Source organism: Dysgonomonas mossii, assembly GCF_004569505.1.
Taxonomy (GTDB): Bacteria; Bacteroidota; Bacteroidia; order Bacteroidales; family Dysgonomonadaceae; genus Dysgonomonas.
Genome location: NZ_SPPK01000004.1, coordinates 333,095 through 345,010, shown reverse-complemented (window position 1 = coordinate 345,010; position 11,916 = coordinate 333,095). Strand labels below are relative to the sequence as shown.

The 11,916-nt window shown below is 35.1% G+C and carries 9 protein-coding genes, 1 pseudogene and 1 riboswitch; of the genes and pseudogenes, 4 read left to right on the top strand and 6 right to left on the bottom strand.

Features of this window, described 5'->3' with window-relative positions:
* Window positions 1–2: 2 nt before the first annotated feature.
* From E4T88_RS13540 to E4T88_RS13525, 5 genes and pseudogenes are all read right to left on the bottom strand, one after another.
* Entirely contained in the window at window positions 3–1,592 is a 1,590-nt protein-coding gene (locus tag E4T88_RS13540) for a TonB-dependent receptor (RefSeq protein WP_438503329.1), read from the bottom strand.
* 309 nt (window positions 1,593–1,901) lie between these two features.
* Window positions 1,902–2,177 (bottom strand): annotated as a pseudogene (locus tag E4T88_RS18765) (TonB-dependent receptor plug domain-containing protein); the annotation flags it as partial.
* Between the two features lie 220 nt (window positions 2,178–2,397).
* The gene (locus tag E4T88_RS13535) at window positions 2,398–3,333 is read right to left on the bottom strand and encodes a sirohydrochlorin cobaltochelatase (RefSeq protein WP_135106294.1); all 936 of its coding nucleotides are present in this window, start codon (window positions 3,331–3,333) and stop codon (window positions 2,398–2,400) included.
* Complete coding sequence (locus E4T88_RS13530; RefSeq protein ID WP_135106292.1) at window positions 3,330–4,460, bottom strand: ABC transporter substrate-binding protein; 1,131 nt, start codon at window positions 4,458–4,460, stop codon at window positions 3,330–3,332. The genes E4T88_RS13535 and E4T88_RS13530 overlap by 4 nt, the downstream gene beginning before the upstream one ends.
* 8 nt (window positions 4,461–4,468) lie before the next feature.
* A complete protein-coding gene (locus E4T88_RS13525) occupies window positions 4,469–6,664 on the bottom strand; it encodes a TonB-dependent receptor (RefSeq protein ID WP_228093918.1) in 2,196 nt (731 codons plus the stop codon).
* A gap of 49 nt (window positions 6,665–6,713) precedes the next feature.
* Window positions 6,714–6,909, bottom strand: a riboswitch (cobalamin riboswitch).
* Between the two features lie 110 nt (window positions 6,910–7,019).
* On the opposite strand from E4T88_RS13525, the gene E4T88_RS13520 reads away from it, so the two are divergent.
* From E4T88_RS13520 to E4T88_RS13510, 3 genes are all read left to right on the top strand, one after another.
* On the top strand, window positions 7,020–8,321 hold the full coding sequence (locus E4T88_RS13520) for a cobyrinic acid a,c-diamide synthase CobB (RefSeq protein WP_185146745.1): 1,302 nt from the start codon (window positions 7,020–7,022) through the stop codon (window positions 8,319–8,321).
* A 199-nt stretch (window positions 8,322–8,520) separates the two neighbouring features.
* Complete coding sequence (locus tag E4T88_RS13515) at window positions 8,521–9,393, top strand: endonuclease/exonuclease/phosphatase family protein (protein ID WP_135106290.1); 873 nt, start codon at window positions 8,521–8,523, stop codon at window positions 9,391–9,393.
* Window positions 9,394–9,532: 139 nt separating this feature from the next.
* Window positions 9,533–10,756, top strand: coding sequence for a GNAT family N-acetyltransferase (locus tag E4T88_RS13510; RefSeq protein WP_135106288.1), 1,224 nt, complete (start codon window positions 9,533–9,535; stop codon window positions 10,754–10,756).
* A gap of 134 nt (window positions 10,757–10,890) precedes the next feature.
* On the opposite strand, the gene E4T88_RS13505 is transcribed toward E4T88_RS13510, so the two are convergent.
* Complete coding sequence (locus E4T88_RS13505; RefSeq protein ID WP_135106286.1) at window positions 10,891–11,436, bottom strand: NAD(P)H-dependent oxidoreductase; 546 nt, start codon at window positions 11,434–11,436, stop codon at window positions 10,891–10,893.
* 78 nt (window positions 11,437–11,514) lie between these two features.
* Between E4T88_RS13505 and E4T88_RS13500 the strand changes: the two genes are divergently transcribed.
* Window positions 11,515–11,868, top strand: a complete 354-nt coding sequence (locus tag E4T88_RS13500; protein ID WP_135106284.1) for a winged helix-turn-helix transcriptional regulator — start codon at window positions 11,515–11,517, stop codon at window positions 11,866–11,868.
* Window positions 11,869–11,916: the final 48 nt, after the last annotated feature.

Here is an 11,916-nt window from a genome sequence, read left to right as displayed (position 1 = left end):
AATTATCTAAGGCTATATGCCAATGATAGCATAAAATTGCGAGGCATGCCCGGAACACGTTGTGTACCATAGACAGCCTGATTACTATACTTCTTATCAAATACATTATTTACATTTACCGAAAGTCTTATACCGTTTTTTAAAAGATAAGAAATACCCATATCTGTCAGCCAGTACGATGAGAAAGACATACTTTTAGCATAATTCGTATATACCTTATCCATAAAAGATACGCTCAGGTTGTATGACAAACCTCTGAAAATTCCTTTCGGAACAACAATATTTCCGTATGCATAAAATGTATTGTGAGGAACCAATGTTATATTCTGAGTATCGATATTTACATACTTGTTGGGTTGTATATCAAGAGTTTTTGTATCTGTATAAGAATATCCCAAATTGAAAGAAGAAAAATGAGTTGGCGTAATAGCCATTTCAATATCGAATCCCTTGGATTCTTCACTTCCGACTTGCCCAATGATTGACTTCATTACAGGGTTTCCATTTGCATCTGAGCCGACACCTAACCGTCCGAAACTTCTCACAATATCATTCTTACGAATGTAGAAAACACTGGCTGATACCTGTAAAATGCTTTTATAAGTATATCGGGTACCTGCTTCAAACTGATAACCTTTTTCCGGATCGAAAATCCCTTTTCCGCTTTCAATATCTATTTCACTACCATTTTGGTTAAGATAAATTGTATTTGCAGCAGGGAATGTACGAGAAGGACGAAAATACGATGCTGCCGATGTGTAAATAGAAAGCTCTGATATGGGTAGAAATACCATTCCGGTACGGTATGTAAATGCAGAATTGGTCGCAATACTATATGGAGTTTGCTCTGATTTGTGATATTCACGTATGCCATCATAAGTATTTGCCCCTGTACGCATATATTTGTACATATCATATCTTGCAGCCATTAATAATTTGAATTTTTCGTGAAACTCTATTAAATCCTGAAAATAGATTCCGTGTGTATAATCTTTGGTTATAATTGCTTTACTAAACTTTGATTTCATATACCCCATGCTCTGAGGGTTGTTTACAGCTATAACAGAATATATTCCAGGGCCATAAATATCATATTCGCTATTGAATTTATCGTTTTCTGGAGCATTATTATATCCTGTATATGAATTGCGAAACATTTGAGAAAATGAATAACCTCCTATGAAATTGTGTTTGATATTCCCTGTATAAAAATCGCCGGAGAGCTCTAGTTGGTTACCTAAAGTTTTAGCTATATGAGAAAAACGCAAAGGATATGTAAGCTGAACAGAGTCAAGATTTATATACATCTTGTAAGTCCCCTTATCTATATAATGTTTATATACAGGATTCATACTATACAAATAGCTGAGCTCTTCTGTTCCCAGATAATTTATGTCATCGTACTTGTATGATAAATAATTTGTTAGTTTCATAAACTTGCTAAATTTTTTCTCATACTTTCCTGATATATCCCATCCGTTGTTTTTAAGAAAATCAGATTCATTATTATATCTCTTATTTTCATTTAACCCCTGGATTTCTTGCCCTGTCTTCAAGTAAAGAGTGCCGTCTGCGTTATATACATCGGCCATCATTACCGGAGGAAGTCCAGTTTCAGTACCATACCAGTCACGATGAAAACTACCTCTTACATCAATCCTGCTTGTCGCATCGATATCTGCACCAAGAGCTAAATATCCAGAGAGCCGCTTGTTACCTGTAGCACGCCATCCATCCTGATCGCTATAATTAAAATTTGCACGGTAATTCAGCGGACCGGCAAGATTACCTCCGAAATCCATATTTGCCTGCTTGTTGTTCCAACTGCCATACGACATTTTCATATTAACTACAGTTTGGGGTGTAGGAGATTTCCTTACAATATTCAATACTCCTCCCAATACAGAATGCCCATACAATACAGAAGCAGGCCCTTTCAAAAGTTCCATAGATTCTACATTGGTAAGATCTGAAAAGGGATATGAATTTATCATAGTACGCTCATCTCTAACCCCATCAATCATAATAGGTGTATAAGTCATACCACGTACATAGAGCGTCTGGAAGGCTCCATAGCTGGTGTTCATTCTTACACCGGGTAAAAATTTCACAGCATCTTCAATATTTGAGATTCCTCTTATTTCGAGATCTTTGTAAGAAACTGTACTTACTGACATTGGTAGATATTGTAAAGGAACATTCAGTTTTCCTATCTCTACTTTCTTTTTGGATGCTCCGAGTATCTCAACTTCCTGGATAGAATATACAGTATCGGTCATACTTTTGTTCTGAGCAAAAGTATTTACGGAAACCATTATGATAATTATTATATAAAGTATACGTTTCATAAATATTAGTAAAAAATATTAGCTTTTTAAGTGTTCTATAGATAAACCTTTAGTATTCAGGTGTTATCTTTTCTCCCGTTTTTTCATATATGGTTTTTTTTTCCATTATATCGATTTTACGATGAGTAGTTATAAATTGTAGATGAGATAAATATATTTCCCTGATTTTAGGGTTTTCTCCTAGCCCCTGAAGATTTTCGGTTACAGATAGACCTTCTTTTTTGAGATTTTCGACCCAATCTCCGGCAATATCATTTTTTGCATGTTCTCCCGCTACAAACATAAATGGCATAAGAACAACCTCTTTCAAGCCCGAATCCTTTAATTGTGCTAAAACATCATCAAATTCAGGATAGCCTTCTACAGTTCCAACAAAGCAGTTTCTATGTCCCTTGGCTTTAAGCATATAATCGAGCATTGCATATTGGGCTGTAGTAGCATCATAAGTTCCATGTCCGACCCATATATAGGCAACATCTCTTTTATTATCTGCGGTTAAGATCTTTATAACATCTTCGTAGTCTTGTGCAGAATAAAGCAATGGCGTACCTATACGTACATCCTTAAACAGTCCGCTCACTTCTTCTACATTTTTGTACAAAGATTCCATTTCCACTCCATCGATAACAGTGGAAGACTGTATTAATATATGTGTGTATCCATCAGTATGAAGTTGTTTTAAAGCTTCTAATGGATTCACTTTATAGATACTACGTTCCGAAAGCCTTTTGATAACAATACGCGAAGAATATGCTTCTCTTACTTCAATAGAAGGGAAAACTTGTTTCACCTGATTATTTAATGCTTCTATTGTCAGTTCGCGAGTATCGTCATGAGTAGTACCAAAGTGAACTATCAGAATAGCAGCTTTATCGCCTGCCTGCATACTTTTAAAAATATCAGAATACTCGTAACTACCTCCACTATGTGCACATGTTGCAACAGTTGTAAATAGTAGCATAATATATAGTAAAATCCTTTTCATAATATCTCTTCATCTAATGATTTGAAATAGCTTAATTTATTATCTGTGAATAAATTCGGATGAAATATTTTTGCCATGTCTTTCAATATAGAATCGGGATGGATCGGCAAATCTTCAAAATAATGGACTTTGCCGGTATTACATCCCCATATCTGTTTTTTATTAAAAGCACCAAACTGGGTATATATTTTATCTTCTTGTTTCAGCCTGTTATATGTGAAATCTTCTTCTCGGTTGTACTTCAACAGCCAGATATCAGCCAATCCTGCTTTGTCGAGTACCATTTCGGCAGACAAGCGTGTCGATCCGGTTGAATTATCATCATTCCAAACGTATTCGCCTCCAGCATCACGTATCAGATTTGCCAGATAGCTTTTTCCTCCAGCAATTCGCCATGTTTTACCAAATTTCAGGTCGTTGAATACTGTTGGTTTATTAGATGCATCCTTTACCCTATCTTTTATTTCATTGTATCTACGTTCTGTTTCTTGGAAAAGCGAGTCGGCTAGCGCTTCTTTTCCGTAAAACAATGCATGGTAGCGTATCCATTCGGCACGACCGAGAGCAGTATCTTCCATATAGTCAGTAGTAGCAATGATAGGAATTCTTAACTTATCCAAATAGCCCATGCCGGTTTCCATCGCTGATACAATAAGTGCAGATGGCATCAGATTGATTAATTGTTCAACATCCGGTTTATGCATACTTCCCAAATCGATAATCTTTCCGGCTTTCAATCGTTCTTGGATATAAGGCAGGTCTATATATTTGGCCTGACAGACCCCTGTTATACGATGCTGCTCATCTATTTCTTGCAACATACTACATTGAATCGTAGAAAAAGCGATCACAGTTTGCAATGGTACTTTTACTATAATTCCTTCAGGCAGGTTCTTCGGAATTTCTTTATCACGATCAATTAATATATATCGATAGAGAGTACGCACTGTATCCCAAGGGTCACGTACGGTTACCAATTTGTAATCTTCATATTTTTCTACATTGAATCCACGAGCATGTCTTAGCTGATATTTTTCAATATTTTCATTCTCCTTATTCCCGATCGAAGAACAGGAATAAAGAGTTGAGCAGAAAACAAAGAGGTATAATAAGTTTGAAGATTTCATAAACACTCTTACTTACTAAACTTAATTTTCAGGCTGGCATAAAATGTACGTCCGGGTGATAAAGTCGCATAATTGCGGTTGAAAGGTTTATCATCTACAAAGTCAAAGATATTTTCAATACCTAAACCCGGTTCAAATACAAGACCATTTATACTCTTGAATGTATGACGTGTAGCAAAGTTCCATAATTGATAAGCACGTGCATCATCACCATCATCATAATATCTACGGCTTTGCAGGCGTCCGTTTAGATTAAAATTTGACTTGAATAACCCGAAATCTTTAAACCAATTCAGGTTAACATTTCCTGTATGACGACTTATACGTTGAAGACGCTTTCCTGTATCGAGGTCTTTGGCATTCACATAACTATACCCTCCTCCTAAAGTAAGGTTATAACCAAGGTATGAATTAAAAGTAAAGTCTACGCCTTGAATACGAGATCTTCCGATATTATGATACGATGATTTCTTATTATATCCTTCAGCTATTTCTTCGGGTGTTAATTCGATTTCATATGTATCGATTTTGTTTTTCAGATTGTTAATATAGCCAGTAACAGCCAATGAAAGGAAATCTTTTATATATTCAGCATTGACAGAGTAATAGTTTGAACTTTCAGGCTTCAAATCTTTATTCCCTACACTTAAAGTAGTTTTACCTTTGCTCGTAACTTCAGTTTTCATGAATAGCTGCTTCAATTCAGGAGTTTTAAAACCTGTAGCATATGATACTCTGAAATTGAAATCATGAAGAGTATACATTGCGCTGACTTTAGGTGTAACCCTGTTTTTGAAAGTTTCATTGTATATATATCTGACTCCGGGAACAATATTCAGCTTTCCGAAAAGATTTATTTCATCCTGAGCATAAAAAGCCAATGTATAAACATTTCTGGAACCTCCGATGCTATCTGCCGGAGCATATAGGTTGTCTACCTTGTACTCCGAACCTACAGTTACTTTATTGAACTTTCCGGCGTTGAATGTACCTTTCAGATTTATATTATTGTACTTCTGCCTTCTCACAAATTCTTCATCTCCAGGCATAAATGTGACACCGTTTTTGTCTTTGGTTTCTTTCAGGTAAGCTTTAAAGTATTCGAAACGGTCAGTATTCCAGTCTAATGTAATCAAGCCATTATTTTTCAGTAAATACTTTGCACCGGCACCAAACGAATAGTCGACGTATTTCATATCGAACCCATAAGCACTTACAGGGCGTTTAAATTTTTTGTCGAAAAGACTTCCCTCTACATACATGCTCAATTCTTTTGTCGCCTTATAACCAAAACGTTGGCTAAAAACATCGGAATAGAAGCGTAACATAGCTTGTTTATCCGTATCTACTTCTTTATCGTTTATTATTTCCTTTTTATTTAGTTGCCATCCGTTAGCCTGATTCCGCTGAAAAGAAGTAGACGAAGAGAAGCCCCCTACATTCAGATATAGGTTCGCATTTTGAGTAAATTGTCCATATTCTGAGAAGCGTGTCTCTGTAGAAAAATTTACTAAGTCTTTTGGTTTATTGGTTATAATATTAATAACTCCCGCTATTGCATCCGAACCATACAAAGAAGAAGCTGCTCCTTTCAGAACTTCTATCCGCTTGATATTTCCCATATCAATGCGGTTTAAGTCTACGTTACCTCCGACATCGCCACCAAGTTTTTTACCATCAACTAACACAAGTATATATCTATTGCTTAATCCATTCAGTTGCATGTACGATCCCATTGCATTAGGAGTAAATGACATGGAAGGATTCAGAGCAATCATAGCGTTTTCGAATGTAGGAATATTCGTATTTTGGAGTTCTCTCTGAGAAATAACATCTATTGCAACGGGTGAGCTTTTAAGTTTGTTGATTGTGCCGGTACCTGTTACTACTACTTCATTCAGTTTAAGAGGAGAATGTTTCATCCGAATAAGGATGTTGTCATTAGATCTGTTTATTGTCTCACGAGCTCCATTATAATCCAGTGCACTAATTCTTAGAAGATTATTACCTTCCGGGACTTTTTCAAGACTAAACTCACCCTTCAAATCTGTGGATGTTCCAATGGTTGTGTACTCAATCCATACGCTGGCACCAGCGATCGGTTTTTCATTTTCATCAACAACTCTTCCGCGCAAGCTCAACTGAGCGAACGAAATACTTGCAATACAGCATAGCAATGCTGTTAGCATAATTCTTAGTTTCATTAAAAAAGAAGTATAATGTTAGTTAATTATATTCCTGACCCCGGGAATATCTATTAATTTATGCTAGGCAGGTTTCCTGACTTGTTCCATTTTGAGAGGCCTTCCCATCATTGTGACAGTGGCAGTGGTGATACTCAAAATTTTATGGAATTCACAGTAGCGGGCACTGTTTCGGATTCTGACCGAATTCCCTTTTATGCAACAGACGAATGTCTGAATACATCACCTAAGCGGCTTCAAAGGTAATTGAAAAAAAATAGGATTAAAAAGAATTCTTAAAAAATATATTTTCTTGGTAAAATTCATTTCATTGATGGCTTTTTATACTTTTGCTTAAAATAAAACCAGATTACTCATGAAAGTGATTTCCCGTTTTCTCATAGCTGCGCCAAGCTCGGGTTCAGGAAAAACAACAGTTACTTTAGGCTTATTAAGAGCATTAAAGAACAGAGGTCTTATGGTACAACCATTTAAGTGCGGACCTGATTATATAGATACGAAATATCACGATATGGCTTCAGGCAATAAATCTGTCAATCTGGATTTATTCTTATCATCAGAGAATCACGTCAGATATCTGTACTCAAAATACGCATCAGGAAACGATGCTTGCATTACTGAAGGAGTGATGGGGCTATTTGATGGATATGACAAAATGAAGGGAAGTAGTGCCGAAATTGCAGGATTATTGGATATCCCTGTTGTTATGGTTATAAATGCCAAATCTATGGCATATTCAGCAGCTCCATTATTGTATGGATTCAAAAAGTTTTATGAAAAGATAAATCTCATAGGAGTAATTTTTAACTATGTTGGTTCCGAGAGCCATTATAAATTTCTCTCGGATGCTTGCCACGATGTTGGTATAGTTCCACTAGGTTATCTGCCTAAAAATGAAAATCTAAGTGTGCCTTCACGTCATTTGGGATTAAGTATCGATCAAAATTTTCTTTTAGATGACTTTGCTAATATTGCCGCATCAATTGTAGAAAAACATATTGATATTGATAGATTGTTATCATATACGCAAGTTGAGTTAGGAAATTCAGAACCGCAGCGAATTAACGAACATGCTTCTCGGAATCTGAAAATAGCAGTTGCCGCCGACGAAGTTTTCAATTTTATGTATCATGAAAATATAGAATATTTAAGAAAAATAGGAGAGGTGACCTTCTTTAGTCCTTTAACAGACAAATATTTGCCAAAGTCAGATTTTGTTTATTTCCCGGGAGGATATCCTGAATTATATGCAAAACAGCTAAGCGAAAATAAACTGCTACATAAGGCTATTAAGGATTATGCGGAAAATGGAGGTAATATTCTTGCAGAATGTGGTGGAATGATGTATCTGTCTTCATCTATCGCAGATAAAGATGGTATAGAATATCCAATGGTAGATATTTTCAAGCAAAAGGCTTCAATGGAAAACATGAAGCTTAAATTAGGATACCGTCAATTTGAATATAATAGTATAACTATTAGAGGACACGAATTTCATTATTCACATATTGAAAATAACATGGAAAGTATAACACAGCAGTATAATGCAAAGGAGGTTCCCGTAGATACAAAGCTATTACGCTACAAAAATGTAATTGCAGGATATACTCATATATATTGGGCTGAGATGGAGAATTTGTTACATTTATTTAAGTGATAAAAGTGTAGTTTGTATCAAGTGCACCAACTCTGATGATTGGTTACAACTCATAATAACATAGTTTATCATATGTATCGATATATAAGTTTTTTTATCAGTTCTATTGCATAAACCGTTATAGAAAGTTATAATCTGAGAATATATCATCAAGAAATTATATTTACTTATTACCTTTAATTCTCAAATTAATTTAATAATGAAACAAATTTTTATTAGTGCAGTATTATTCATGACTGCCCTTACTCTAAATGCACAAAAATTTAATGTCGGAACGTATAATGTTAGAAATGACAATTCATCCGATGTGGGTAATATGTGGAAAGATCGCTTTCCGTATATTGCTAAGTTAGTACAGTATCACGATTTTGATTTCTTTGGAACTCAGGAAGCTTTACCGAATCAATTAAAGGATATGAAAGTTGCTCTACCCGGTTATGATTATTACGGGGAGGGAAGAGATGGTAACGGACAAGGGGAGCATTCCGCAATATTTTACAAAACAGACAAATACAGATTACTGAGTAATGGAGACTTCTGGTTGTCTGCAACCCCTGATGTACCTTCTAAAAGTTGGAATGCTCCTTGTTGCAATCGTATTTGTACATGGGTTGAATTACAGGATATCAAATCAGGTAAGAGCTTCTTCGTTTTCAGTGCTCATTATGATTATGAAAAAGATTATGCACGCAACGAAAGTAGTAAATTGATATTGACAAAAATCAAACAAATAGTAGGGGATAATCCCGTGATATTTATGGGAGACCTAAATGGAGGAATGGATAGTTCTTGGGCTCAGCTTCTTAATAACTCGGGAGTGTTAAGAGATACCTATTATGATGTTGAACAACGGTATGCCAATAACTCGTCATATAATGCTTGGGGAAAGCCTCTTGAAGAATTAGACAATTTAGATAGAGCTATTATAAGCAACAACGAAATATTGGATCATATCTATTTCAGTAAACACTTTAAGACAAAAAGATGGAGAATGTTAACTGATACTTATAATATTGGTAAATTTCCATCAGATCATTTTCCGATATTAGTAAATGCAGAATGGGCTAATTAGGCTAAGTTTAAAGGAAAGAGATCGGAATATTTATTTATTTTTGTCCTCTTACAGTGTAGATATAATGTAAACATTTTTTTTCTGTATCCTGTTAAATAAGAAGACTTAAGATCTTTGTATAAATAACATAATTCCAGTTATGGAAAGAAACAAAATAAGGGAGCGTTTAATCTTAAAACCTTTTGGCTTAGAATATATAGACCAATTTAATGAACTGTTGCGTTATGTATTTCAGGTAACTAATAACGATATCCTGCAAAGTGGATATAAGGATGGCGAGATTGTAAAGTCTAAACGTCCCATTCTCAAGAATGCAGATGTTATTGGATGGTTTAATGATGATCAGCTAATCTCTCAATTATGCATTTATCCCTGTCAAGTAAATATTCATGGAAAAATATTTTCAATGGGAGGGTTAACAGGAGTAGGCACATATCCTGAATATGCAAACCTTGGTTTGATGAATGATCTCATAAAATCAGGTCTACAAATAATGAAAAATAAAGGACAATGGATCTCTTATCTGTATCCCTATTCTATCCCTTATTATCGGCGTAAAGGGTGGGAGATAATGTCCGATCATTTGACTTTTACAATAAAAGATAGCCAGATACCCAAAAACATTGCGGTAAAAGGCTTTGCTGAAAGATTATCTGTTAACCATCCGGATGTAATCTCGGTCTATGATAAATTTGCACGGAGCAACCACGGGGCTTTAATACGAGCTACACAAGAGTGGGAGGAATATTGGAGATGGGAAAATGAAGAGGAAAGAACCGCGGCTGTTTATTATGATAAAGATGACATTCCGCAAGGATATATCTTATATTGGATAGAAGAAGATATATTTCATATCAAAGATATTATATATCTAAATCAAGAAGCAAGAATAGGCCTATGGAATTTTGTCTATGCTCATTACTCAATGATAGAAGAGGTACAAGGAAATATATACAAGAATGATCCTCTTCACTTCTTTTTGGATGATGGACAGATACAAGAGACAATCGAACCTTATTATATGGCTAGAATAGTTGATGTGATTGAATTTCTTAATAATTTTCCGTTTAAAAACCTGGATGTATTTACTCCTTTCCACTTTGTAGTTTCCGATTCGATTGCAGAATGGAATAGGGGAGCGTTTGGCTTAGTTAAAAATGATAAAGACAGGCTTACTCATACAAGTGAAGCTGTAGGTAAGCCTGTATATCTCGATATTCAAACATTGACAACTATGCTTATGTCGTATCGTAGTCCTTCATATCTGCATCGGATTGAACGACTTCAGGCAGATAATGATATCGTTGAAGTCCTAGAACAAATAATACCAGATAATCAACCGTATTTTTCTGATTATTTTTAATTACTTTTTCTATAATAATAATTGAAGCTTTATATCTCTTACTTGACTTGCTTTCTATTACACTATGAGATGTGATTTAAGCAATAGACCTGACAAGAGTCATTCTCTATTTTGCATATAGTTGCTAAACTTTTTTACTGTATTTCAGATAATAGAGATATTAGTTTTTCAGCATGTCTTTCAGCCCTGTCTTTTATTTCATACTCACCATAACCGGACACACCGGATGTTCCATGAAAATATACAGGGTCAATGTAATTCATTTGTGCAAAATATGCTGTCTGTTCCATATTTTTACAAAATTCTAAAACCCGAAAATGATGCTTTTCAAGTGTTCTATACTGGTCTTCAAATGCACCTACGGTAAAACTCGGTACAAAATTCTTGCCTTTTAGTTTGTCACCTTGTGAACCATAAGCAAACTGATGAACAAATACATAGTCAAACCACTGCTTTAAGATTGCAGGCATATTGTACCAGTAAAATGGATACTGAAACACGACTGTATTGTGCCTCAACAAAGCGTCCTGTTCGGCTTGCACATCAATACTAAAGTCAGGATAAAGAGCGTGCAAGTTTCGAATTTCTATATCCAAATTACTTTTTTGCAATCGTTCTACAATAGTTTTATTTGCTATCGATTTATTAAAATTGGGATGAGCTAAAATAAGTAATGCCATACTATAATAATTTTAGTTGCAAAACTAATTATAGTAATTTATCTTTGCAATAACTATCATAATGGATAGGTTGGATATATGGCAAAGAATATTGAATTTAATGGAAAAATGTATCATTGCACAGTCAGTTTGGCAATGGATATGATTGGAGGAAAGTGGAAAGTAGTGATATTATATTATTTAAAAGATGGAGAAAAGCGTTATAGCCAATTGCGAAAGGAAATGCCGGATATAACCGAGATGACATTGAGCCTCCAATTGAAACAACTGGAAGAAGTGGGATTGATATCAAGAACTGTATATGGAGAAAAGCCTCCAATAAAAGTTATATACAAACTCACTCCATTTGGACATACCTTCGTGCCTGCTCTCGAAGCTATAAACAACTGGGGACATACCGTAGTCAGAGAGAAGTGTGAGGCTGTCGATTAGAATATATTGTATTTAGTAAATTTATCTCTTTATAAGAACAATATTTTC